At 50.0% G+C, this 24,667-nt stretch carries 20 protein-coding genes; 10 read left to right on the plus strand and 10 right to left on the minus strand.

Annotation, left to right across the window (positions count from 1 at the left end):
- The first annotated feature begins 199 nt into the window (after positions 1-199).
- The 5 genes from nagE (at position 200) to U0008_RS06180 (ending at position 9,197) form a co-directional block, all read left to right on the plus strand.
- Positions 200-2,236: an N-acetylglucosamine-specific PTS transporter subunit IIBC gene (gene nagE, locus U0008_RS06160; protein ID WP_172625141.1), complete on the plus strand. Its 2,037-nt coding sequence runs from the start codon at positions 200-202 to the stop codon at positions 2,234-2,236.
- Between the two features lie 266 nt (positions 2,237-2,502).
- Positions 2,503-4,170, plus strand: coding sequence for a glutamine--tRNA ligase (glnS, locus tag U0008_RS06165; protein ID WP_025800674.1), 1,668 nt, complete (start codon positions 2,503-2,505; stop codon positions 4,168-4,170).
- 556 nt (positions 4,171-4,726) lie between these two features.
- The gene (gene chiP / locus U0008_RS06170) at positions 4,727-6,112 is read left to right on the plus strand and encodes a chitoporin ChiP (RefSeq protein ID WP_043491843.1); all 1,386 of its coding nucleotides are present in this window, start codon (positions 4,727-4,729) and stop codon (positions 6,110-6,112) included.
- Between the two features lie 57 nt (positions 6,113-6,169).
- Positions 6,170-6,499, plus strand: coding sequence for a ChiQ/YbfN family lipoprotein (gene chiQ, locus U0008_RS06175; protein ID WP_043491845.1), 330 nt, complete (start codon positions 6,170-6,172; stop codon positions 6,497-6,499).
- Positions 6,500-6,518: 19 nt separating this feature from the next.
- Entirely contained in the window at positions 6,519-9,197 is a 2,679-nt protein-coding gene (locus U0008_RS06180; RefSeq protein ID WP_043491847.1) for a beta-N-acetylhexosaminidase, read from the plus strand.
- 269 nt (positions 9,198-9,466) lie between these two features.
- Here the strand turns inward: U0008_RS06180 and fur are convergent, their stop codons facing one another.
- The 4 genes from fur to ybfF form a co-directional block, all read right to left on the minus strand.
- Positions 9,467-9,916, minus strand: a complete 450-nt coding sequence (fur, locus tag U0008_RS06185; protein ID WP_025800678.1) for a ferric iron uptake transcriptional regulator — start codon at positions 9,914-9,916, stop codon at positions 9,467-9,469.
- Positions 9,917-10,235: 319 nt separating this feature from the next.
- Positions 10,236-10,763 (minus strand): flavodoxin FldA, encoded by a 528-nt coding sequence (fldA, locus tag U0008_RS06190; protein WP_025800679.1) that lies wholly within the window; start codon positions 10,761-10,763, stop codon positions 10,236-10,238.
- Positions 10,764-10,884: 121 nt separating this feature from the next.
- Positions 10,885-11,160 (minus strand): LexA regulated protein, encoded by a 276-nt coding sequence (gene ybfE / locus U0008_RS06195; RefSeq protein WP_025800680.1) that lies wholly within the window; start codon positions 11,158-11,160, stop codon positions 10,885-10,887.
- Positions 11,161-11,430: 270 nt separating this feature from the next.
- Entirely contained in the window at positions 11,431-12,201 is a 771-nt protein-coding gene (ybfF, locus tag U0008_RS06200; RefSeq protein ID WP_043491850.1) for an esterase, read from the minus strand.
- 275 nt (positions 12,202-12,476) lie between these two features.
- On the opposite strand from ybfF, the gene seqA reads away from it, so the two are divergent.
- The 3 genes from seqA to U0008_RS06215 all read left to right on the plus strand — a co-directional run bounded on the left by seqA (position 12,477) and on the right by U0008_RS06215 (position 15,199).
- A complete protein-coding gene (seqA, locus tag U0008_RS06205; protein WP_025800682.1) occupies positions 12,477-13,016 on the plus strand; it encodes a replication initiation negative regulator SeqA in 540 nt (179 codons plus the stop codon).
- Between the two features lie 83 nt (positions 13,017-13,099).
- Positions 13,100-14,743, plus strand: coding sequence for a phosphoglucomutase (alpha-D-glucose-1,6-bisphosphate-dependent) (pgm, locus tag U0008_RS06210; protein WP_043491854.1), 1,644 nt, complete (start codon positions 13,100-13,102; stop codon positions 14,741-14,743).
- Positions 14,744-14,872: 129 nt separating this feature from the next.
- Complete coding sequence (locus U0008_RS06215; protein WP_043491857.1) at positions 14,873-15,199, plus strand: DUF3861 domain-containing protein; 327 nt, start codon at positions 14,873-14,875, stop codon at positions 15,197-15,199.
- 3 nt (positions 15,200-15,202) lie between these two features.
- On the opposite strand, the gene kdpE is transcribed toward U0008_RS06215, so the two are convergent.
- From kdpE to kdpF, 6 genes are all read right to left on the minus strand, one after another.
- Positions 15,203-15,892, minus strand: coding sequence for a two-component system response regulator KdpE (kdpE, locus tag U0008_RS06220; RefSeq protein ID WP_043491891.1), 690 nt, complete (start codon positions 15,890-15,892; stop codon positions 15,203-15,205).
- A gap of 31 nt (positions 15,893-15,923) precedes the next feature.
- Entirely contained in the window at positions 15,924-18,629 is a 2,706-nt protein-coding gene (gene kdpD, locus U0008_RS06225) for a two-component system sensor histidine kinase KdpD (protein ID WP_043491859.1), read from the minus strand.
- 30 nt (positions 18,630-18,659) lie between these two features.
- Positions 18,660-19,256, minus strand: a complete 597-nt coding sequence (gene kdpC, locus U0008_RS06230) for a potassium-transporting ATPase subunit KdpC (RefSeq protein WP_043491862.1) — start codon at positions 19,254-19,256, stop codon at positions 18,660-18,662.
- Positions 19,257-19,431: 175 nt separating this feature from the next.
- Positions 19,432-21,498, minus strand: coding sequence for a potassium-transporting ATPase subunit KdpB (gene kdpB / locus U0008_RS06235; RefSeq protein WP_043491864.1), 2,067 nt, complete (start codon positions 21,496-21,498; stop codon positions 19,432-19,434).
- Positions 21,499-21,509: 11 nt separating this feature from the next.
- The gene (gene kdpA / locus U0008_RS06240) at positions 21,510-23,198 is read right to left on the minus strand and encodes a potassium-transporting ATPase subunit KdpA (protein ID WP_025800689.1); all 1,689 of its coding nucleotides are present in this window, start codon (positions 23,196-23,198) and stop codon (positions 21,510-21,512) included.
- Entirely contained in the window at positions 23,198-23,287 is a 90-nt protein-coding gene (kdpF, locus tag U0008_RS22530) for a K(+)-transporting ATPase subunit F (RefSeq protein ID WP_038502049.1), read from the minus strand. Before kdpF ends, kdpA begins: the two co-directional genes overlap by 1 nt.
- Before the next feature lie 117 nt (positions 23,288-23,404).
- On the opposite strand from kdpF, the gene U0008_RS06245 reads away from it, so the two are divergent.
- Both U0008_RS06245 and U0008_RS06250 read left to right on the plus strand, forming a co-directional pair.
- Positions 23,405-24,028, plus strand: a complete 624-nt coding sequence (locus U0008_RS06245) for a hypothetical protein (protein WP_226930122.1) — start codon at positions 23,405-23,407, stop codon at positions 24,026-24,028.
- 276 nt (positions 24,029-24,304) lie between these two features.
- Complete coding sequence (locus U0008_RS06250) at positions 24,305-24,505, plus strand: YbfA family protein (protein WP_004096533.1); 201 nt, start codon at positions 24,305-24,307, stop codon at positions 24,503-24,505.
- The last annotated feature ends 162 nt before the right edge of the window (positions 24,506-24,667 follow it).

A 24,667-nucleotide genomic window follows, 5' to 3' on the forward strand; every position in this document is an offset into this window, starting at 1 on the left:
TGATGGCTAGCAATTAGGCATGTTTAGAGCCTCCTTTGGTGATATTTATCACAAAACTGGAGGTTTTAATTTGCGGAGAAAAATAATTTTTTTACACTCCTGATTGTAGTCCATACTGTCAACTTAATAATTAAGTCAGTTATGACGTGACCATGAGCAGTGCCAATTCGAGCAATGACGGGTCCACAAGGGGGAAATGGTGAGTATTTTAGGTTATCTGCAAAAAGTCGGCCGTGCGCTGATGGTACCGGTGGCGACGCTGCCGGCTGCCGCGATATTAATGGGTGTCGGTTACTGGATCGACCCGGTAGGTTGGGGGGGCGATAATGCGTTAGCGGCCTTCTTCATCAAGTCGGGCTCTGCCATTATCGACAACATGTCTGTACTGTTTGCGATCGGTGTCGCTTACGGTATGTCAAAAGATAAAGACGGCGCTGCCGCATTAACTGGCTTTGTTGGCTTCTTGGTATTGACTACGCTGTGCTCTCCGGCCGCCGTAGCCATGATCCAGAAAATCCCTGCGGATCAGGTTCCAGCTGCATTCGGTAAGATTAATAACCAGTTCGTCGGTATCTTGGTGGGTATTATCTCTGCTGAACTGTACAACCGCTTCAGCGGCGTTGAGCTGCCAAAGGCGCTGTCCTTCTTCAGCGGCCGTCGTCTGGTGCCAATCCTGACCTCCTTCGTCATGATTCTGGTCGCGTTCATCCTGATGTACATCTGGCCGTTAATCTTTGACGGACTGGTTAACTTCGGTGAACACATTCAGAAAATGGGCTCCGTCGGCGCAGGTATCTACGCGTTCTTCAACCGCTTGCTGATCCCAGTGGGTCTGCATCATGCCCTGAACTCCGTATTCTGGTTTGACGTTGCAGGTATCAACGACATTCCTAACTTCCTGGGTGGCGCACAGTCTATCGAAGCGGGTAAAGCCGTTGTGGGTATCACGGGCCGTTATCAGGCTGGTTTCTTCCCAATCATGATGTTTGGTTTACCGGGTGCTGCGCTGGCGATTTACCACTGCGCGCGTCCAGAAAACAAAGCCAAAGTGGCTGGTATCATGATGGCCGCTGCGTTTGCAGCCTTCTTCACTGGTATCACCGAACCGTTGGAATTCTCCTTCATGTTCGTTGCACCAGTACTGTATGTTCTGCATGCATTCCTGACCGGTATTTCTGTATTCATCGCTGCTTCTATGCACTGGATTGCGGGCTTCGGCTTCAGCGCCGGTCTGGTGGATATGGTGCTGTCTTCACGTAACCCGCTGGCAACTCACTGGTACATGCTGATCCCTCAGGGTCTGGTGTTCTTCGTGATTTACTACGTGGTGTTCCGTTTCACTATCACCAAATTCAACCTGTTGACCCCAGGCCGTGAACTGGCTACCGACGCTGACGAAAGCGCTGATGGCTACGATCTGGATCTGGACAATGCGAAAGGTGGTAACGAAACGGCAAATCTGGCACGCAATTACATTGCTGCTGTCGGTGGTTCTGCCAATATCACCGGTATCGATGCATGTATTACACGTCTGCGTCTGAGCGTTAAAGACTCTGCTATCGTCAACGATAGCTTGGCTAAGCGTCTGGGTGCTTCTGGTGTGATTCGCCTGAACAAACAAAGCGTACAGGTCATTGTAGGTACACGTGCCGAAGCAATCGCGACTGCAATGCGTGGCGTGATGGCATCGGGCCCAATTGAAGCTGCCACTGCGCATGCTGCTCCAACTGCCGCTGAAGCAAAAGCACAGGCAACGCCAAACGCCGCTGCGGTAGTAAAAGCGACGCTGGTTTCTCCAATCACCGGTGAAGTGGTTGCGCTGGATCAGGTTCCTGATGAAGCGTTCGCTAGCAAAGCCGTGGGTGACGGGGTGGCGGTTCGCCCAACGGATAAAACCGTGGTATCCCCAGCTCGTGGCACTATTGTGAAGATCTTCAATACCAACCATGCGTTCTGTTTAGAAACGGATGAAGGTGCGGAAGTCGTTGTGCATATGGGCATCGATACCGTGGCGTTGAATGGTCAAGGCTTCAAACGCCTCGTTGAAGAGGGTGCAGAAGTGAAAGCGGGTCAGCCAATCTTAGAGATGGATTTGGAATATCTGAACGCCAATGCACGCTCAATGATTAGCCCAGTTGTTGTCAGCAACATCGATGATTTCGGTGGTCTGAAAGCGCTGGCAGCGGGTCATGTTGTGGCGGGTGAAACCAAGCTGTATGACATCACTGCAAAATAAGAGCTTTGCAAAATAACTTGTCTGCGAACGGTTAGCTGATTTATCAGAAACTGTTTTAAGCAAGCAGAACGGAGAAGGGGGGACCTTTCTCCGTTTTTTTGTTTTTAGCGTCCGCTGATATACAGTGTCACTTAGCAGATCTTTCATCTTTTGACATAACCACAGAAAAAACGCCGTGATAATGGCAACAAACGGTTGTTTCCCGCCACAGGTTGTAAGATCATTACTGGTTATAAGTCGCGTTTTTAGGCATAGAGGAATAGAAAATGAGTGAGGCTGAAGCCCGCCCTAGTAACTTTATCCGTCAGATCATCGATGAAGATCTGGCCTCAGGTAAACATAATTCAGTTCATACCCGTTTTCCGCCGGAGCCAAACGGCTACCTGCATATTGGCCACGCCAAATCCATTTGCCTGAACTTTGGCATTGCCAAAGATTATCAAGGCCAGTGCAATCTGCGCTTTGATGACACCAACCCGGTGAAAGAAGACATTGAATACGTTGAGTCCATTAAACGCGACGTACAGTGGCTAGGTTTTGAGTGGAGCGGCGCGGTGCGTTACTCTTCTGATTACTTCGATCAGCTGCACCAGTACGCCGTAGAGCTGATTAGCAAGGGCCTTGCTTACGTTGATGAGCTCACTCCTGAACAGATCCGTGAATATCGCGGTACCCTGACTTCTCCGGGTAAAAATAGCCCGTATCGCGATCGTAGCGTTGAAGAGAACCTGGCACTGTTCGAAAAAATGCGTAACGGCGAATTTGCCGAAGGCACCGCGTGCCTGCGCGCCAAAATTGATATGGCCTCTCCGTTCATCGTGATGCGCGATCCGGTTCTGTACCGTATTAAGTTTGCTGAACATCACCAGACCGGCAACAAATGGTGCATCTACCCGATGTACGATTTCACCCACTGCATTTCCGATGCGCTGGAAGGGATCACGCATTCACTGTGTACGCTGGAATTCCAAGACAACCGCCGTCTCTACGACTGGGTTTTGGATAACATCACCATTCCAACTCATCCGCGTCAGTACGAGTTCTCTCGTCTGAATCTCGAATATGCCATCATGTCTAAGCGCAAGCTGAACCAGCTGGTGACCGAGAAAATTGTGGAAGGTTGGGATGACCCACGTATGCCAACAATTTCTGGTCTGCGTCGTCGCGGCTACACAGCGGCTTCTATTCGTGAATTCTGCCTGCGTATTGGCGTGACTAAGCAAGATAACAACGTTGAAATGGCGGCGTTAGAGTCTTGCGTGCGTGATGACCTGAATGAAATCGCGCCGCGTGCGATGGCGGTTCTGGACCCGGTTAAAGTGGTTATTGAAAACATGTCTGCGGATAGCGTAGAAATGCTGGCGATGCCAAACCATCCAAACAAGCCTGAAATGGGCAAACGCGAAGTGCCGTTTAGCAACGAGATCTATATCGATCGCGCTGATTTCCGCGAAGAAGCTAACAAACAATACAAGCGTTTGGTATTGGGTAAAGAAGTTCGCCTGCGTAATGCCTATGTGATTAAAGCCGAGCGCGTTGAGAAAGACGCTGACGGTGAAATCACTACTATTTACTGCACCTACGATGCGGATACGTTGAGCAAAGATCCTGCTGATGGTCGTAAAGTGAAAGGCGTTATTCATTGGGTATCTGCAAACCACGCAGTGCCTGCTGAATTCCATCTGTACGATCGCTTGTTCAGCGTTGCCAACCCAGGCGCGGCGGAAGACTTCCTGTCTACCATCAACCCTGAGTCGTTGGTTATCCGTAAAGGTTTTGTTGAACCAAGCCTTGCTGTAGCGACTTCAGAAGTCACCTACCAGTTCGAACGTGAAGGCTATTTCTGCGCTGATTGCCGCTATTCCGCGCCAGACCATTTAGTGTTTAACCGCACTGTGGGTCTGCGTGATACGTGGGCAAAAGTGGGTGCATAACCCAAGATAGTCCTCGCTAGATTGCAATCACAAAAAGCCGCTTACCTATGCTGTAAGTGGCTTTTTTTATGTCTGTCTTCAACATACCCCATCAGTTTTTAAATCCTAATTGTAAATAGTTTAGTAATTCGATGTTATTTCTCGAAGTGCATAAACACACTCTGAATATTCGTTTCACGAATTAATTAATTGCCACAGATTTACCTCGATATAAAAATAGTTATCCCATCAGCGTTTGTTTTCTAAGCATTTTTATCTGAGTTTACAATGCAATTATAAATATCATGTTGTTTTTGAATGGTATTTATTATTAGCCTCGACAAAAGTGTGTCACATGTAACAAAACATTAAAATATGTGCACTAGCTCAAGAATTGACACAATTGTTTTACTTTTCATTTGATAATTCGCGTCGCGAAAAATAGTCTAAGACGGTAGATGAGCAATTGAGCTATTCACTCTACTACGAATTAACTTTTCCCCATTTTAGGGGTTTTGCGTCCTAGACAGGTGAACGTCGAGGGTCGCGTTTTTCAAAGTCAAAGAGGATCGATTTTATGGTTACGCATCGTTTGAAGCGCAACGCGCTAACGCTCGCCATAACTGGGGTGTTGTTGGGTAGTGGTTTTTATGCAATGCCAGAAGCTAAGGCTGAAGGTTTTGTTGATGATTCAACGCTGACGGGGGGTATTTACTACTGGCAACGTGAGCGTGACCGTAAAGATGTCACCACTGGAAACTACGAAACCAACCTGAATCATTCCACGTGGAACGCCAACCTAGATTTCTCATCCGGCTATGCAGCCGACATGTTTGGTATTGATGTTGCCGCATTTACCGCAATCGAAATGGCAGAGAACCATGATAGCGGACATCCAAACGAAATTGCTTTCTCCTCGAAAAACAAAGGCTACGACGAAGACTACTCGGGTGATAAGAGTGGCATAAGCCTTTACAAAGCTGCTGCGAAATTTAAGTACGGCCCTGTCTGGGCGCGTGCGGGCTACATTCAGCCAACGGGCCAAACTTTACTGGCGCCACACTGGAGCTTTATGCCTGGTACCTATCAAGGTGCTGAGGCCGGTGCAAACTTTGACTACGGTGATGCAGGAGCGCTGAGCTTCTCCTACATGTGGACCGACAAATATAAAGCGCCATGGCATACCGAAGTTGATGGCTTCTATCAAAACGACAAAAAAACCGGCGTTTCTTATCTGCACTCATTGGGTGCCAAGTATGACTTCAAAAACGATTTCATACTGGAAGCGGCCTTTGGTCAGGCTGAAGGTTATGTCGATCAATACTTTGCAAAAGGTTCCTACAAGTTTGATGTCGCGGGTAATCCGATGACAACCAGCTACCAATTTTATGGCACGCGTGACCGCGTACATGACGGCGGTGTGAATGATATTTATGACGGAACCGCATGGTTGCAAGCGCTGACGTTAGGCTACAAAGTTGGGCAGTTCGACTTCCGCTTGGAAGGTACTTACGTTAAAGCGGAAGGTAATCAGGGTTACTTCTTACAGCGTATGACTCCAACCTACGCATCTTCAAACGGACGTTTGGATATTTGGTGGGATAACCGTTCCGACTTTAACGCCAACGGCGAAAAAGCCATTTTCGGCGGCGTGATGTATGACCTGAGCAAGTGGGATCTGCCGGGCTTCGCCATCGGTGGTTCTTATGTTTACGCATGGGATGCGAAACCAAGCACCGATCCTCAGTACGATCAAAGCCAGCGCGTGAAAGAAAGCGCCTACAGTCTGGATGCGATGTACACCATTCAGGACGGCCGCGCGAAAGGCACGCTGTTCAAACTGCACTTCACTCAGTACGACAACCATTCAGACAACCCAAGCTGGGGCGGCGGTTACGGCAACATGTTCCAAGACGAACGTGATGTTAAGTTCATCGTTATCGCACCGTTCACCATTTTCTAAGCCAAAGATTCTGCATGTTTAACTAAGCATGCAGAGTCATTTTGACGAGATCAAAATATGAAAAAAATTCTATTGGTTGTCGCTGCCGTTGTTGGGTTAAGTGCCTGTGTGCAGCAATCTACTGCCCCTCAAGAAGATGCAAAGTTAAAACAAGCCTACAGCAACTGCATTAATACCGCTGAAGGTAACCCAGATAAAATTTCAGCCTGTCAGTCAGTGCTGGAAGTATTGAAACAAAGTAAAACGCATCAGGCCTTTGCTGAAAAGGAAAGCGTGCGCGTATTTGATTACCAAAATTGTATTCAGGCGGCTAAAACCGGTGCTGGAGATAACTACCAGCAGGCCTGTGGCAAAATTTGGCAGGAAATTCGCAGCAACAATAACTGATTAAGGACGGGGCTTTAGGATGAGCAAATTTAAATTGAATACGTTGGCCGTTGCCGTTGCCGTTTCTGCACTGGGCATGCTCGGTTTTTCCGCAGCAAGCCAGGCAGATCAGCAAATCGTTGACCAACTGAGTCAGCTAAAAGTTAACGTGAAAGTCACCGACAACCGCGCGGCAGAGAACGGCGTCGATTGTGCCGCGCTGGGCGCTGACTGGGCATCGTGTAACCAATCGGTCATCACGCTAACCAGCGATAGTGATATTAAAGGCAACGACTGGGCGATCTATTTCCATAACCCACGTCAGGTTCTGGACGTGAAAAGCGATCAGTTCAAAATTACGTTTGTGACCGGTGATCTGCACAAAATTGAACCCACCGATAAATTTAAAGGGTTTACCGCCGGTCAATCGGTGGAAATTCCTCTGATTGGTGAATACTGGCAGTTGTTTGAAAGTGACATTATGCCGCGTTGGTACGTCACTTCTCAGGATGCTAAACCTAAGGTGATTGCCAGCACCGATACGGAAGATCTACGTCAGTTTGTGACGCCGTTTGCGGGCGATCTGTGGAAGCGTACCCAAGACGATAAAAATGTTCTGATGGTACCTGAAACTCGCTTCGACAAAAACGCCGACGTGAAAGAGCTGCCAGCGCAGAGCCTGCGTGGCCAAATTATGCCAACGCCGATGGAAGTGAAAATCCATCAGCAGGACGTTGACCTCAGCAAAGGCGTTGCGCTGGATCTTACCGTTCTGAACAACGCCACGGCAGAAGCCGCACAGCAGCGTTTCGCGCTGTTAGGTGTAAAAAGCGATGATAAAGGCTATCCAATCAAAACGGCGATTGCGGTTAATAACTTCAAAGGCGACTTAGCGGTTCCGGGGGCTTACGAGCTGAAGATCGGGCCGAAGGGGGCTGAAGTCATTGGTTACGATCAGGCTGGCGTTTTCTACGGCTTACAGTCCATTCTTTCTCTGGTACCAAGCGATGGCAGCATGAAGATTGCAACCTTAGATGCGAAAGATGCGCCGCGTTTCCAATACCGTGGCATTTTCTTGGACATCGGGCGTAACTTCCATTCCAAAGAAGCGGTACACCGTCTGTTAGACCAGATGGCGGCGTACAAGATGAACAAATTCCACTTCCATCTGACCGATGATGAAGGCTGGCGCATTGAGATCCCAGGCCTGCCAGAGCTTATCGATGTGGGCTCGAAACGCTGCCACGATCTGAGCGAAAAAGAGTGCCTGCTACCACAGCTAGGCTCAGGACCTGATGCTAACAACAATGGCTCTGGCCATCTGACTCGCGCTGAATATATCGATATCGTGAAGTATGCTCAGGCGCGTCAGATCGAAGTGATCCCTGAAATCGATATGCCTGCACATGCCCGTGCGGCGGTGGTTTCGATGGAAGCGCGTTATGACAAACTGAAAGCCGCCGGTGACGAGAAGGGCGCTAACGAATTCCGTTTGGTTGATCCAACGGACACGTCAAACACCACGTCTGTGCAGTTCTATGATCGTAAGAGCTATTTGAACCCATGCTTAGATTCTTCTAAACGCTTTGTCGATAAAGTGATCGGCGAAGTGGCGCAGATGCACAAAGAGGCGGGGCAGCCGTTAACCACGTGGCACTTCGGCGGTGATGAAGCTAAAAACATCCGCTTAGGGCCGGGTTATCAGGATAAGAATGGCAAGATTGAGCCGGGCAAAGGCATTATCGATCAGAGCAAAGAAGATAAGCCATGGGCGCAGTCTCAGGTTTGCCAGACCCTAATTAAGAGCGGCAAAGTGGAAGATATGGAGCATCTCCCAAGCCACTTTGCGATTGAAGTCAGCCAGATCGTCAATAAGCACGGCATTGAAAAAATGCAGGCATGGCAGGATGGCCTGAAGGATGCCAAAGACGCGAAGGCATTTGCCACCAAGCGCGTGGGTGTTAACTTCTGGGATACGCTCTATTGGGGCGGTTTTGATACCGTAAACGACTGGGCGAACAAAGGCTATGAAGTGACGGTTTCTAACCCAGACTACGTCTACATGGATTTCCCGTATGAGGTGAATCCACAGGAAAATGGCTATTACTGGGGAACTCGCTTTAACGATGAGCGTAAGATCTTCAGTTTCGCGCCAGACAACATGCCACAGAATGCGGAAACTTCCGTAGACCGTGACGGCAATTTCTTTACCGCGAAAAGCGATAAGCCATGGCCGGGCGTTTATGGTCTCTCGGCTCAGCTGTGGAGTGAAACCACGCGCACCGACGAAATGATGGAGTATAAAATCTATCCTCGCGTTATGACGGTGGCGGAGCGCGGATGGCATCGCGCTGGCTGGGAGCAGGATTACAAAGCGGGTCGCGAATATAAAGGCGGTGAAACAAATCTGGTCGACAAAAAATCTCTGCTGAGTGATTGGCAGCGCTTTGCCAACCTGATGGGGCAGCGTGAGCTGGCGAAAATGGATAAAGCCGGTGTGGAATATCGCCTGCCGGTTCCTGGAGCAAAAGTTGTGGGCGGGAAACTGGAAGCCAACATTGCGCTGCCAGGGTTGGGGATTGAATACTCCGTAGACGGTGGCAAGCAGTGGCAGCGTTATGATGCTAAAGCTCAACCGACCGTTTCTGGCGACGTTCAAATTCGTTCAGTGAGCCCAGATGGTAAACGCTATAGCCGCGTAGAACCGGTGCAGGCGTGATATCGAGATAGGGATGCAAGGTATTCTCTGCTCCGGTGGGGTAGGGAATACCGCAATAACGTATTAACGCAGTGATTTTTAATACCGTTTCATCATCATTATTGTTGCTATGGTATCTGCCGAAGCCATATGAGTGATTTAGTTGTGAGTTGCTTAGCCCCCTGCCTGAGGGGCTTTTTTTTGTCTGTTTTTCGACGAGAAAACGAAGATGGTGGATTTCAGGAAATAAAAAAGCGACCCTCAGGTCGCCTCATTACACTCGCGTGTGCTTACTCTCTGCCATCATGCAGACTTTCGTCTTCGCGGCAATCACCTTCAGCGCAGTGACCATAAAGGTACAGGCTATGGTTGGTTAGTTGGATACCATATTTTTTAGCGATTTCGTGCTGACGCTTTTCGATGGAGTCGTCGCTAAATTCGATCACTTTACCGCAGTCTAAGCAGATCAGATGATCATGGTGATGCTGTTGAGTCAGTTCAAATACGGATTTTCCGCCTTCAAAATTGTGACGAGTCACAATTCCAGCGTCGTCGAACTGGTTCAGTACACGGTAAACGGTGGCTAAGCCGATTTCTTCACCCATATCGATCAGCTTCTTATACAGATCTTCTGCGCTGACGTGGTGGCAAGTTGGATCTTGCAGAACTTCCAGAATCTTAAGACGCGGAAGCGTGACTTTAAGTCCAGCCTTCTTTAAAGCAGTGTTGTTATCTGTCATTCGGATTCTGTCCCGTTACTTAGCTCGAAGACGTTTAGGATAGCCTGCATTTGCTGCCTACGTTGCCCTAATTGTCACCGAACTGAAAATATAATTGAGATTCATTATAAGGCTGATGGCGGTAAATGGAAACCGCAGTGTGTTAACAACTTGGACGGAATTACAAGGTGGAAATAAAACGTAACACACTGACAAATATGTAACTCTGCTGGTGGCGGGGGCTAGAGCGGGAAAAATGAGTTACATAGATGTTGCAAGTTGCTTTCGCCAATCGCTGAAATACCCGCTGACTTATGCAGTCAGCGGGCACAATTTCAGATTAGCCAGCCAGCTCAGCCAAGCTCATCTCTTCGGAAATTTGTTTCACCCACGCATCAACACGCGTTGCGGTGAGTTCAGGCTGGCGATCTTCGTCAATAGCCAAACCAACGAAGGTTTTGTCATCAACCAGCGCTTTAGACGCTTCAAAATGGTAACCCGCCGTTGGCCAGTGACCAACGATAGTCGCGCCGCGTGGCTCGATCAAATCACGGATGGTGCCCATAGCGTCGCAGAAGTACTCTGCATAGTCTTCTTGGTCGCCGCAGCCAAACAGAGCAACCAGTTTACCGTTGAAGTCGATCTCTTCCAGAGAAGGGAAGAAATCATCCCAGTCACACTGAGCTTCACCGTAATACCACGTTGGGATGCCAAGCAGAAGAATATCGAATGCTTCGATGTCTTCTTTGCTGCTTTTGGCAATGTCATGAACTTCAGCAACGTCTTTTCCGAGTTGCTTTTGGATCATCTTAGCGATGTTTTCCGTGTTGCCCGTGTCGCTGCCAAAGAAAATGCCTACGATTGCCATGTCGCGTTTATACCTTTTATATCAAATAATTAAACTGGAATCTTGAGAAAGACCAGTACGTACTTTACGCACTATAGCACTTTAAACCGTATCGATTTGTCGTCATTGTGTGCTGGTGGCGTTAAGATTTTAAAATCTGATTGAGTAAAATTTGTTCAATCAATTCACTGCGGCTAATGTTTTGTTCCTGAGCCAAACGATTCAGCATTTCAACCGCTTCTTCGTTAATCTTTAGCTCGACGCGACGCAGTCCTTTCACTTTATCGCGGCGCAGTTGGTTGCGTTTGTTAATTCTTAGCTGTTCATCCCGAGATAACGGGTTAGTTTTCGGGCGACCCGGACGACGTTCATCTGCGAACAGATCCAGAGTCGTGCGGTCCGTTTGTTCTTTGGCCATATCAGGTAGCGGTACTACAAGGAGAATTTTGAATCTGCGTAACGAATCAGATCATGATTAACATACTAGGGCCATTCACCCTTTACCGGCACTATCCTTGAACAGCAAAACTGCCTGCCAGAATAATAGCGCGCCATAATACCCCAGCGCCCCCAGCTGCGACAATCCTTAATCTTACTTACCTCACTGATGAATGGTGATTTTTTCTACAGTGAGGCTGTCGTTAAGATGAAGTTAGGTCGTGAAGGCGACAAAATTAAGCTGTTTGACTTATTCATCGCTGTCGAGAAAACGGTGCAGAGTGCGTAGCACCAGCTCTGGCTTTTCCGCATGCAGCCAGTGGCCCGTACCGGCTACCACGTGAGCTTTAGCATGAGGAAACTGGCGCGCAATGGCGGCGCGATGAATATCTTGGATGTAGGGCGATGAGCCACCTTTGATAAACATCGCAGGGCCTTGGTAAGGCGTTACTTCTTGCCAGCCCACGATATTTTCGTATTGCTCCCACAGAACGGGCACGTTAAATAGCCATTCGCCCTCCTGAAAAGATTTCAGTAAAAACTGTATTACACCTTCTTCTTGGATGTAGCCGCGCATGATTTCAGCGGCCTCTTGGCGACGCGTCAGCCGTGCATCCGTCACTGCGTTGATAGCTGCAAAAATCGTATCGTGACGACGAACCTGATAGTCAACGGGCGCAATGTCCAGCAAGGCAAGGCGGCGAATACGCTCGGGGGCAAGTGCAGCTAACGTCATCGCGGCTTTTCCACCCATTGAGTGCCCAATGACATCCAACTGCGGCAACGAAAGATCGTCAATCAACGCCAGTAAATCTTCGGCCATCGCGGCATAATCCATGCGCTCTGAGCGCGGCGAGTGGCCATGATTGCGCATATCAACCTGAATCACACGGCGATCGCTGCGCAAGTCTCGGCCTAATACGCCAAGATTATCCAGACTGCCGAATAAACCATGGATCAATAATGCCGGTGGAAACTGGGCTTGCTGGGCTGGAATATGTTCGCGGTAGTTGAGTTTCATATCGTTAGGTCTATTCGTGGTGTCTATTCGCGGGCTTCATGCGCTAAACATGCGGCAACGGAGTGCGACAAATCTTATGTTGTAACAAATAGGTTACCACGACTAAGCATGATTGTTAGCCATCGAGTGTTATCCAGCAAAATTTAAGGGTATTCTTTCCATAAGTTTGGGAAAAAACTCACTGAATTGATCAGAGCATCGGGTTTACGCTATCCGCATGAGGCGTTTGACTTTATAATCCTGCTGATTAAGTCGTAAACCTGTATTGGATAATGATGAAAACTATTGAAGTCGACGAGGAGCTGTACCGCTACATTGCAAGCCACACGCAAAGTATCGGTGAGAGTGCTTCTGACATATTGCGCCGCCTGCTGAAAGTCTCTGAACATAAAGCCACTGCTGCTCCGGCTGTGACGCCTGCCGTCATCGCTGCGCCAGTGGCTGCTGCGGTATCTGCCCGTCCGGTAGATCGCGTTCGTACCATGCGTGAACTGTTGCTTTCTGATGAATATGCAGAGCAGAACAAAGCGGTAAACCGCTTCATGCTGGTACTTTCAACCCTTTACTCCATTGATAACCAAGGGTTCGCTGCGGCAACGGAATCCTTACATGGCCGCACGCGCGTCTATTTCGCCGGTGACCAGCAAACGCTGCTGCAAAACGGCACGCATACCAAGCCTAAACATGTTGCGGGCACGCCTTACTGGGTGATCACTAACACCAACACCGATCGCAAGCGCAGCATGATTGAACACATCATGCAGGCGATGCAGTTCCCAGCCGAACTGATTGAAAAAGTTTGCGGAACCATCTAATTCAAGAACTGCCTAATCGCAAGCACTGGCAACGCGATTAGGCACTCAACCATATAAGCGTAATAGCGTAGGGAGTAGTGACCATGGCAAATCACCCCCGTGCCGGGCAGCCTGCCCAGCAGAGCGATTTGATTAACGTGGCACAACTGGTTTCTCAATACTATGTATTGACGCCGGAAGTGGATAACACGTCGCATGCGGTAAAATTCGGGACTTCAGGTCACCGTGGCAGCGCTCAGCGTCATAGCTTTAACGAAGCGCACATTTTAGCTATTGCGCAGGCAATTGTTGAAGTGCGTAAAGCGAATGGCATCGAAGGTCCGTGTATCGTGGGTAAAGATACACATGGTTTATCTGAACCTGCGTTTATCAGTGTGCTGGAAGTTCTGACGGCAAACGGCGTGGATGTCGTGGTACAGCAGGATAACGGTTTCACCCCAACGCCTGCGGTTTCTCACGCTATTCTGACCCACAACAGCAATAAGAATGCGGCATTGGCCGACGGTATCGTTATCACGCCTTCGCACAACCCGCCTGAAGACGGTGGTATCAAATATAATCCGCCAAATGGTGGACCGGCAGATACTGACCTCACCAAAGTGATTGAGCAGCGCGCCAATGAACTATTAAGCCTTAACTTGCAGGGCGTGAAGCGTCAAACTCTGGATGCGGCTTGGAAAAGCGGTTTGGTGCATGCCAAAGATCTGGTGCAGCCATACATTGAAGGTTTGGTTGATATCGTTGATATGCCAGCCATTCAGCGCTCAGGACTGCATTTAGGCGTCGATCCATTAGGTGGTTCAGGCATCGAATATTGGCAGCGTATTGGTGAGCATTACAAACTTGATCTGACCCTGGTGAACGATCACGTTGATCCGTCATTCCGCTTCATGCATTTAGATCACGACGGCGTGATCCGTATGGATTGCTCATCGGAAAGCGCGATGGCAGGCTTGCTGGCGCTGCGCGATCAGTTTGATTTAGCCTTCGCTAACGACCCAGACTACGATCGTCACGGTATCGTCACACCTTCAGGTCTGATGAATCCGAATCACTACTTAGCGGTAGCGATCAATTATCTGTTCCAGCATCGCCCACAGTGGGGCGCTGATGTTGCCGTAGGTAAAACGCTGGTATCCAGCGCGATGATTGACCGCGTTGTGAATGATTTAGGCCGCAAGCTGGTGGAAGTTCCTGTCGGCTTTAAATGGTTTGTTGATGGTTTGTTTGACGGCAGCTTTGGTTTTGGTGGCGAAGAGAGCGCGGGGGCTTCCTTCCTGCGCTTTAACGGTACACCGTGGTCAACGGACAAAGACGGCATCATTATGTGTCTGCTTGCCGCTGAGATCACCGCAGTAACCGGCGAAAACCCACAGCAGCATTACAATAAGCTGGCGGAACGTTTTGGTGCGCCAAGCTATAACCGCATTCAGGCACCAGCGACACATGCGCAGAAAGATTCGCTGTCGAAGCTCTCTCCTGAGATGGTTAAAGCTGACAAACTGGCAGGCGATCCGATTACCGCGCGTTTGACTAAAGCGCCGGGCAACAACGCTTCTATCGGCGGGCTGAAAGTGATGACCGACAACGGCTGGTTTGCCGCGCGTCCGTCTGGTACAGAAGAAGCCTACAAGATTTACTGCGAAAGTTTCTTGGGCGCTGAACATCGCCAGCGAATCGAGAAAGAAGCGGTGGATATTGTGAGCGCCGTGCTCGCCAGCGCCTAATAAGCGAGTTCTTCAGAAATTCAAAAAGCGCCTTTAACGGCGCTTTTTTTATGCCACAAAAAGGGAAGCTCAATCTGACCGAATATGATAAAAGTTATCATTATCAAAAAAACTTAAAGAGGGAATACTATGTCTGGATACCGCTACCGCATCACCGTAGAGCCGATTGCCGATCGCAAAGGCGAACCGATTGATAAAGCGCCAATCAGCTTTGAAGTTGAAAATCATGATGAGATTTTATCTATCGTCGAAAGATTGGGTGCCCGAGACGATTTGCCGTTCACCGGCGATAAATCGAAGGCCTTTGCCGTTGGGTTAAAACTGTTTTCTGAATCGCTGTTGGAGAACCGTAAACACCCGTTGTTTGACGATCTGCGTGATTCATTCCGCGCTTTTATGATGACCTTAAAAGGTATCAAGCGCGGTGAGAGCGCCGAAGAAGCAAAAGAAGGCTAACAATTACAGCATAAACCGGTAACCCACGCCGGTTTCAGTCAGTAAATGCTTAGGACGTGCTGGTTCTGCTTCTAGTTTCTGCCGTAAATGCCCCATATAGATCCGCAGGTAATGGCTGTGCTCAACGTAGTTTGGCCCCCAAACCGTGCTAAGCAGCTGGCGCTGCGTAAGTACTTTCCCCGCGTTGGCGATGAGTTCGGTCAGTAAACGGAACTCCAATGGGGTGAGATGCAAATCCTCACCGGCTCGAGAGACTCGGCGGTTGATCAAATCCACCTCAACGTCTGAGAATTGAATCAGCGGGCTTTCCTGATTTTGCTGAGCATGGCGGCGCAAAGAGACGCGTACGCGTGCCAATAATTCCGCCACGCCAAAGGGTTTACTCAGATAATCATCGGCTCCGGCATCTAGCGCCAGCACCTTGTCCGACTCCTCGCTGCGAGCAGAAAGCACAATCACCGGAATTGAACTCCACTGGCGCAAATCGCGGATAAAATCCAGACCATCACCATCCGGCAGGCCTAAATCGAGAATAATGAGGTCCGGTTTGCGTGTGCCCGCTTCGATAAGCCCACGCTGCAATGTATCGGCGTCAAAAACTCGCCAGCCCTCACTCTCAAGCGCAGACCTGACAAAGCGGCGGATCTCTTTTTCATCTTCAACGATGAGCACATTTATCGGAGTCTGATTCACGTTATCTCTCTGTTTTGCCGCTTTCTGTTTCTCAAGAACTGGGATGATTAAGCTCATCTTCAATGTCAGGCGGTGCTTCTAGCGGTAGGGTGAAGTGGAAGCAGGCACCGCCTTGGGCAATATTTTCCGCCCATATTTTACCATCATGTACTTCTATAATGGCACGACAAATGGCTAAGCCCAAGCCGACGCCAGGAATAGCCGACTCTTTATCGCCACGGGTAAATTTATTGAATATCAGCTGTAGCTGCTCGGCAGGAATACCGTTGCCGCGATCTTCAATTTCGACTTCTAACCAATTCTCTGAAGCTTTGGCCCGAATCGCCAACGGTGATTCTAATCCGGCATATTTACCTGCATTTTCTAGCAAGTTTTGTATCACGCGCTCAATCAAGCTGCCATCGCAGTTCACCAAGGGAAGATCTGCGGGTAAATCAATCGTGAGCGGATGTGAGTTCAGCATCGGTTCTAACGTATTAACGGCGCTGCCTACGATTTCTTCTAGCGATTGCCACTCTTTGCGCAGGTTAAATCCGCCGGACTGAATGCGTGCCATATCCAGTAAATTATTGACCAGCCGCGTAGTATTGAGGATCTGCTGGCGGATTTGGTTAGCCTGTTGGGCATGCGGCGATTTTTCAGCGGCCAGATCGAGCGTTAAAATTTCAGCCTGACCAAACAACACGGTGAGCGGGGTACGCAGATCGTGCGAAAGGGCGGCTAACAGCGAGTTTCTGAGCTGTTCGCGCTCGGTGTCCATACGTGCGCTCGCCGCCGTTTGGGCCAGATGCAAACGCTCAAGCGCGCTGGCAATCATCACCGCATAGGTTTGTAACAGGCGTTGCTGTTCCGGCACCATCAATTGACGCATATTCATGGGTTCGATAGCTAGCACGCCAAAAGTCTGTTGTGAGGTGCTCAGGGGCAATAGTTGATAAGGAACACCGGGTAGCGTATCGGTGCCTGCTCCCGCCGGTTGCTGCTTATCGAAACACCAGTGCGCAATAGCAAAGTCAACGCCTGATACTCCTTCCTGCGGCGGCGTCACCTGAACTAACGGCGTATCATCGCTGGGAATTAATACTGATGTCCGTGCGTTGAAACTGCTGTTAAGAAAATAGCTGCCGCTGCGAGCGATATCTTCATTAGTGATGGCATTGCTCAGGGCTTTAGACAGCTCATACATATGGCGCGCACGCTGCTCGCGATAACGTGCAACCCGTGCCTGATAGCGTACACCGGCGGTTAGGTTACCAATCACGATCCCGACGGTCAGCATCACGCCAAAGGTCACGAGATATTGAACATCGGTAACGGCGAACGACCACTGAGGTTGGATGAAAAACAGATCGAAGCTGGCAACGCTAACCACGGCGGAAAGCACGGAGGGCCAACGGCCATAAAATAGCGCCACGATCACGACCCCCAGTAGATAGACCATGACGATATTGGCCTGATCGAAATTGGGGAAAATCATTCTCGCCAGCAGTGTAATCAGTGCACACAGCGCAATGGCAACCAGACAGCCGCGAATTTGTATCCGCCATTTTTCGCTGAAAGGACGGCTATCGGACTCTTTGCTGGTGGTGCGAGGCTTGTCTTCAACGGCGACGATAATTAAGTCTAGATCAGGCCCGAGTTTAGCTAGCCGGTCAGCAAAGCTTTCATGCCACCACCAACGCCGCTCTTTCTTATTGCGTCGGCCAATAATAATTTTGCCGAGATTATGTTCACGGGCGTAGCGCAGAATGGCTTTTTCTTCATTTGGATCGGATAGCGTGGTGGTTTCTGCACCTAATTCTTGTGCCAGCTTAACGCTGCGCAAAATGGCTCGTCGCTGATTTTCAGGCAATCGATGCAGGCGCGGTGTTTCTACATAAACCGCGTGCCAAATACAGCCAAGGCGAGCCGCTAATCGAGATGCGGTGCGAACTAGCTTGTCGTTATCAACGTTGTGGCCAATGCACAGTAAAATGGCATCTCGAGTATGCCAAACGCGTTCTTTATCTTGGCTATTACGAAACTCGCGCATTTGCTCATCAACGCGGTCTGCGGTGCGACGCAGCGCCAATTCACGCAGGGCAATCAAATTTCCTTTACGGAAAAAGTGCTCGATGGCACGTTCTGCCTGCCCAGGAATATAGACTTTCCCTTCGTTGAGACGCTGACGTAAATCATCTGGCGGTAAGTCCACCAGCACGATTTCGCTGGCGTCATCGAAGATGCGATCTGGCACGGTTTCGCGCACGCGAATGCCGGTTACGGAACCGACGACGTCATTGAGACTTTCAAGATGCTGCACATTCACGGTGGTGAGCACGTCGATGCCCGCATCCAGCAGCTCTTCGACGTCTTGCCAGCGTTTAGGATGACGGGAACCGGTGGCGTTGCTATGCGCCAACTCATCCATCAGGATCAGCGCTGGGTGGCGAGCTAGCGCCTGATCGAGCGCGAACTCCCGCACTTGACGACCGCGATGGTGAATCCGCTTGAGGGGCAGGATATCCAGCCCCTCAAGCTGTGCGGCCGTTTCCGCACGGCCATGGGTTTCCACCACGCCGACCAGCACGTCTAAGCCTTGAGCGCGAAGACGTTGCGCTTCTTGCAGCATTGCGTAGGTTTTGCCAACGCCAGCGCAGGCGCCGAAAAAGACTTTTAGTTTTCCGCGTGGCTTTTCACAAACCTGAGCCAGTAAGGTATCTGGATCGGGGCGGCGCAGCTCTTCATCGTCTAGCATGTCGTTCTCTTTATGATCGGGCTGGTGGCGTTATGAATGCGTGTTAGATGCATTGTGGGGCAATAATGCATCCAGTGCCATGTTCAGTTCTAATACGTTAACCACCGGCTGACCAATAAACTGCGGTAGGCTGTATTTTGTGTTAGCAGCGATCAGCTTCTCAACGCTGGCCTGCGGCAAATTGCGAACCTTGGCGATGCGTGCCGCCTGATAATAAGCCGCCTGCGGTGAAATGTGGGGATCTAAACCACTGGCTGAGCTGGTCATCAGATCGACCGGAATCGCCACTGGCGCTGAAGGATCCGCCTGACGTAATAGCGCTGCACGCGCCTGTAAATTTTTATCCAACTGCGGGTTGGATGCCGCCAAATTGCTGCCGCCGGAAGCCTGTGGGTTATAGGCTGCGTCAGCGGTCGCTGATGGACGATCCCAAAAATATTTAGGCTGAGTAAAGTTTTGGCCAATCAAACGTGAACCCACGATGACACCATCGCGTTCAATCAACGATCCTTCGGCCTGAGAGTGAAACATCACCTGCGCTAACCCCGTGGTCAGCAGCGGATAGGCTATGCCGGTGATGGCGGTCAAAATCAGCATCATCATTATAGAGGGGCGTAGTAGTGACATTATCTAATCCTTTTCCCCTTCATACTTGAAGCGGTATCTGCGTTGGCTGCGTTCATTCACCCGAATCACTTACTAGAGTAAGCTCATCGGGATGAACTCGCTTGCCGCCTTGATACCACTCCAATTATTTTGGGGATGTTAAGTATTATTGCTCTTTTGAGCGGTTCTATATGAACTAAGCCAAGCCACAAACGGTCAGCAACATATCAATCAGTTTGATCCCGACAAACGGCACTAACAGCCCGCCTGCGCCATAAACCCATAAATTTCGGCGCAGCAATGCGCTGGCGCTTAGCGGTTTATAGCTCACGCCTTTCAACGCCAGCGGGATTAAGAACACAATGATCAACGCGTTGAAAATGACCGCTGACATAATGGCCGACGCCGGTGACGTTAGGTGCATGACGTTGAGCGCATTCAACTGAGGATAAGTGGCTGCAAAGGCCGCAGGAATAATGGCGAAATATTTCGCCACGTCATTGGCGATGCTAAAGGTGGTTAGCGAGCCACGCGTCATCAGCATCTGTTTGCCGATATGCACCACCTCAATCAGCTTGGTTGGGTTAGAGTCTAAATCAACCATGTTGCCCGCTTCTTTAGCGGCCTGAGTACCTGAGTTCATAGCGACCGCCACGTCGGCCTGTGCTAGCGCTGGCGCATCGTTGGTGCCGTCGCCGGTCATGGCTACTAAGCGGCCTTCGGCCTGATACTGGCGGATTAGCGCCAATTTGGCTTCGGGCGTCGCTTCCGCCAGAAAGTCATCCACACCAGCTTCGGCCGCGATAGCCGCAGCGGTTAAGCGGTTATCGCCGGTAATCATGACCGTTTTGATACCCATGCGGCGTAGCTCGGAGAATCGCTCTTTAATGCCGCCTTTGACGATATCTTTTAGCGCCACCACGCCAAGAATGCGCCCATCTTCTGCCACCACCAGCGGTGTGCCGCCGGTACGTGCAACGCTTTCTACGCGTTCATCAACCGCACGTGGGAAGTGGCCTTGGTTAGATTCAACGTGGCGGCGTATTGCGTCCACTGAACCTTTGCGGATCATTCTTCCCTGCACGTTAACGCCGCTCATGCGGGTTTGCGCCGAGAAGGGCACAAAGGTTGCACCTAGGCTAGCTAAATCACGTTCGCGCAGGTTAAAACGCTGCTTTGCCAGCACCACAATGCTGCGACCTTCAGGCGTTTCGTCGGCCAGCGAAGCGAGCTGCGCCGCGCTGGCAAGCTCTTCCTCACTCACACCGGGGACGGGCAAAAATTCGGTCGCCTGACGGTTGCCCAACGTGATGGTGCCCGTTTTATCCAACAGCAGCACATCGACGTCACCGGCGGCTTCCACGGCACGCCCGCTGGTGGCAATAACGTTGGCCCCCAGCATACGGCTCATACCCGCCACACCAATGGCTGACAGCAAGCCGCCAATGGTGGTGGGGATTAAACAGACCAACAGGGCAACCAGTACGGTAATGGTGACCGGAACCCCAACGTGGCTGGCCTGCGCGCTAAATAGCGAGAAGGGATACAGCGTTGCCGTAGCCAGTAAAAACACCAGCGTTAAGGCAATAAGCAAAATGGTCAGCGCGATTTCGTTCGGGGTTTTACGGCGCTTAGCGCCTTCAACCATCGCAATCATGCGGTCGAGGAAGGTTTCGCCAGGGTTAACGGTGCATTGGATCACCAGCCAATCCGACAGAATCCGCGTGCCGCCGGTGACGGAGGAAAAGTCGCCACCCGATTCGCGAATGACCGGCGCTGATTCACCGGTAATCGCGCTTTCGTCCACCGAGGCACCGCCTTCCAATACTTCACCGTCACAGGGAATGGTGTCACCAGCTTCAACCAGCACAATATCGCCTTTGCGCAGAGAGTCAGCCGACACTTTTTCCTGCGGTGAATCATGTCGCTGTGAGGCCAGTTTTTTAGCCCAGCTGGTTTTTTTCACCCCTTTCAGGCTTTCGGCCTGAGCTTTACTGCGCCCTTCTGCCAGAGCTTCGGCAAAGTTAGCAAACAGAACCGTGAACCAAAGCCAAATCGTCACGCTTCCGGTAAATGCGGCGCTGCCGTCACTTTGCCCGCTGAGAATGGAGATCCAGATAATGGTGGTGAGAATGCTTCCCAAATACACCACGAACATCACCGGATTGCGCCACTGCACGCGGGGATCGAGTTTTTTAACAGCATCTTTGATAGCGGTACGGACCAGTTTTGGTTCGAACAACGCGCGTTGTTTACGAGTCATTATTTTATCTCTCAACGTGTTAACCAAACTTGCAGGTGTTCAGCTACCGGCCCCAGAGCTAGCGCCGGAATAAACGTTAATGCGCCGACCAATAAAATGGTGCCAACCAATAGTCCAATGAACAGTGCGCCTTGAGTCGGTAGCGTTCCGTTTCCGGCGGGTTGACGTTTTTTCGCGACTAAAGAACCCGCAATCGCCATCACCGGAATGATGACGCCGAAGCGACCAAGGAACATGGCAATCGCCAATAGAACGTTATAGAACGGCGTATTCACACTCAGACCGGCGAAAGCGCTGCCGTTGTTGTTTGCTGCTGAAGAGAGGGCATAAAGCACCTCGCTGAACCCATGAGCGCCCGGATTAAGAATGCCGGCGCGGCCTGCATCGGTCATCAGCGCGACGGCAGAGCCAATCAGCACCAGCGCAGGAGTAACCAAAATGGCCACCGCGGTCATTTTCATATCGAAAACTTCGATTTTCTTGCCGAGATATTCAGGTGTACGGCCAATCATCAAACCGGCAATAAATACCGTCAGCAGCACGAAGAGCAGCATGCCGTAGAGACCAGAACCTACGCCGCCAAAGACGACTTCACCGATCTGCATCAGCCACATGGGCACCATGCCGCCGAGCGCCGTGAAGGAATCATGCATCGCATTCACCGCGCCGCAGGATGCGGCGGTAGTGACAACGGAATACATCGCCGTTGCTAGAATGCCAAAGCGTGTTTCTTTCCCTTCCATGTTGAAATTACTGGCCGCGCCAAAGTCGGATAAATGCGGGTTTCCCTGCAGCTCGGCGTACATCACCACGATAACGGCCACCACAAAAATCAGGCTCATGGCCCATAGCAGCGTATGGCCTTGGCGGTTTTCTCCCACCGCTTGTCCGAAGGCAAAACAGAGCGCGGCAGGGATTAAGAAGATCGCCAGCATTTGCACCATATTGCTCAGTGCGGTTGGGTTTTCGAATGGGTGCGCTGAGTTTGCACCAAAGAAACCGCCGCCGTTGGTGCCGAGTAATTTAATCGCTTCCTGTGAAGCCACCGGCCCCATAGGCAACAGCTGAGTACCGCCCTCCAGCGTATGCACCGTGATATAGCTATGCAGGTTTTGCAGCACGCCTTGGCTGACGAAAAACAGCGCCAGAATGAGCGACAGCGGCAGAAGAACGTAAAGCGTCACGCGGAATAAATCGACCCATGCATTTCCTAGCGTGCTTGCCGAGTGGCGAGCAAACCCGCGGATCAACGCAAAGACCACGGCAATTCCCGTTGCGGCAGAAAGGAAGTTTTGTACGCTCAATCCAACCATTTGGCTGAAATAGCTCAAGGTGTTTTCGCCGCTGTATGCCTGCCAGTTGGTGTTGGTCACGAAACTCACGGCGGTATTCAGCGCAAGGTGCCAAGACATCCCTGGCATCTGCTGTGGGTTCAGCGGCAAGATGCCCTGTGCCATGAGTAGAACGAAGAGCAGCAAAATACCCAGTAGGTTGAAGGCAATAATGGCGAGCAAATACTGTAACCAGCTCATTTCCTGCGGTTGGATCCCACAGCAACGCCAAAAACCATTTTCAATGCCGCGTAGGGCAACAAAGGGTTCGCCATCGATCAGGCGAGCCAACACCCTGCTCAAAGGCAACGCCAAGGCAAAAAGCACCAGCAGAAATACCGCGATCATCAGAAACGCAGAAGCAGCCATCAGAATTCCTCCGCGTTAAATAATGCATAAATCAGATAAGCCAGCAGCAATACAACTAGGACTGCACAGGCAATCACCCCGATATTCATACAACCTCTCCAAAGGCATTTTTGATACTGCTTAGCCTAGGTAACTTAGGGAATAAATAGCGTAAAAAGGCAGGGGATGGGTGTAAAAAAAGTATAAAAATGATGGAAAAACAGTCGATGTCTGAGTGTTTTGCAAGCGTCATGTTGTTTAGTGAAAAAGCGTGGAATGCGTTTCGCAAATCTCATGGGAGCAGCTGGCATCGTTTTTCTTCTGCCACTAGGGTGAGGCAAATTCGTGGAGTGATGAGGAAAGAAGGGATGCTGCCGGTTTATCAGATAAATACATTTTTATATGCGGTGTTGCAGCAGGCGCAGGCTGCTCTGCAACAACAGGATATCCAACGCTTTGTGTGTGATGCGGTGAATGCGTCTCGGCAAGGGGCGACTGCCGAGCGCTCGCCAACGGCGCAGTTGCTATCTGCATTACCTTTTAACCGACAGCTAAAAAGGCTACAAGCCAGCGGTAAAGATCAGGCTTTTTTTGTCTGGAAAATGCTGTGTCTACCTTTGAAGCAATTCCCGAGTTCAGGAAAACTGGTTTTAAATCAGCAAACGGATGAACCTGAATTAAATCGGCGGTTAAAAAATCTCGCGATAGAGCTGGGCCCGGTTGAATTGCGGATCCTCAGGGGCTATCCATGGCTCGTGCTGTATTTATTTAATGGTCGCGAAGTGTGTTTGCTGCGTTTGCTTGATGCGTCGTTGTTTAGCGAAGCTTTTCTGAATGGCTATTTTTCATAGTGAAATAAAAAGCGAAATAAAATGTTAAATAAAAGTATCAATAAAATAACTAATGTTAAGTTTTTATTTAACCATAAAGTAACAAAATTACATAAAGGTACAATAAAGGCGAAAAAAACAGCAAATATAGTGGTCGGATGAGTGGTAAACTTTCAGCGGATGGGGTAATATTTTGTTCAGATTACAGGCAAACTTAAATTTGAAACATTTTAATTTATAACGTCCGCTGCTTTAGTGCTCCCTTCAGGGAAACAGCTACGTTTTAAGGAGGACTCAATGTACCAACAGTATTCATTATCTCGCATTCTCCTGCGTCGTTGTGGCGTTGTTATTGCCGGTGTTTTGGCTCTGCCAGTGATGTTATTCCGTAGCGATCGCGCACGTTTTTATAGCTATCTGCACCGCGTTTGGTCTAAAACCAGCGATAAGCCGGTTTGGTTGGCGCAGTCGGAGCAGGTCACCGCTGATTTTTATTAATCGCTGCTAGCGAAACGGCAAACGTGAAGAAACCACCTCAATGCAGGTGGTTTTTTGTTATCTGGAACCATTAAAAGCAATTTTCTGCATCTGGTTTAACTTCGATTGTCCATATCCCTATCTTTTCTTGGTGTAATTCCTTCTCTTCTGCACCTACACTGA

The organism is Hafnia alvei (assembly GCF_034424155.1).
In the GTDB taxonomy this organism is placed as follows: Bacteria; Pseudomonadota; Gammaproteobacteria; order Enterobacterales; family Enterobacteriaceae; genus Hafnia; species Hafnia alvei.

What these genes read in the sequence shown, in the direction of transcription:
- ybfE (WP_025800680.1), bottom strand. Translation starts at nt 11,160, where the DNA reads ATGGCCAAAGAACAAACGGACCGCACGACTCTGGATCTGTTCGCAGAT.
- kdpC (WP_043491862.1), bottom strand. Translation starts at nt 19,256, where the DNA reads ATGTCACTACTACGCCCCTCTATAATGATGATGCTGATTTTGACCGCC.
- chiQ (WP_043491845.1), top strand. Translation starts at nt 6,170, where the DNA reads ATGAAAAAAATTCTATTGGTTGTCGCTGCCGTTGTTGGGTTAAGTGCC.
- fur (WP_025800678.1), bottom strand. Translation starts at nt 9,916, where the DNA reads ATGACAGATAACAACACTGCTTTAAAGAAGGCTGGACTTAAAGTCACG.
- kdpB (WP_043491864.1), bottom strand. Translation starts at nt 21,498, where the DNA reads ATGACTCGTAAACAACGCGCGTTGTTCGAACCAAAACTGGTCCGTACC.
- kdpF (WP_038502049.1), bottom strand. Translation starts at nt 23,287, where the DNA reads ATGAATATCGGGGTGATTGCCTGTGCAGTCCTAGTTGTATTGCTGCTG.
- kdpA (WP_025800689.1), bottom strand. Translation starts at nt 23,198, where the DNA reads ATGGCTGCTTCTGCGTTTCTGATGATCGCGGTATTTCTGCTGGTGCTT.
- kdpD (WP_043491859.1), bottom strand. Translation starts at nt 18,629, where the DNA reads ATGCTAGACGATGAAGAGCTGCGCCGCCCCGATCCAGATACCTTACTG.
- fldA (WP_025800679.1), bottom strand. Translation starts at nt 10,763, where the DNA reads ATGGCAATCGTAGGCATTTTCTTTGGCAGCGACACGGGCAACACGGAA.
- U0008_RS06250 (WP_004096533.1), top strand. Translation starts at nt 24,305, where the DNA reads ATGTACCAACAGTATTCATTATCTCGCATTCTCCTGCGTCGTTGTGGC.
- ybfF (WP_043491850.1), bottom strand. Translation starts at nt 12,201, where the DNA reads ATGAAACTCAACTACCGCGAACATATTCCAGCCCAGCAAGCCCAGTTT.
- seqA (WP_025800682.1), top strand. Translation starts at nt 12,477, where the DNA reads ATGAAAACTATTGAAGTCGACGAGGAGCTGTACCGCTACATTGCAAGC.
- glnS (WP_025800674.1), top strand. Translation starts at nt 2,503, where the DNA reads ATGAGTGAGGCTGAAGCCCGCCCTAGTAACTTTATCCGTCAGATCATC.
- U0008_RS06215 (WP_043491857.1), top strand. Translation starts at nt 14,873, where the DNA reads ATGTCTGGATACCGCTACCGCATCACCGTAGAGCCGATTGCCGATCGC.
- chiP (WP_043491843.1), top strand. Translation starts at nt 4,727, where the DNA reads ATGGTTACGCATCGTTTGAAGCGCAACGCGCTAACGCTCGCCATAACT.
- U0008_RS06245 (WP_226930122.1), top strand. Translation starts at nt 23,405, where the DNA reads ATGTCTGAGTGTTTTGCAAGCGTCATGTTGTTTAGTGAAAAAGCGTGG.
- U0008_RS06180 (WP_043491847.1), top strand. Translation starts at nt 6,519, where the DNA reads ATGAGCAAATTTAAATTGAATACGTTGGCCGTTGCCGTTGCCGTTTCT.
- pgm (WP_043491854.1), top strand. Translation starts at nt 13,100, where the DNA reads ATGGCAAATCACCCCCGTGCCGGGCAGCCTGCCCAGCAGAGCGATTTG.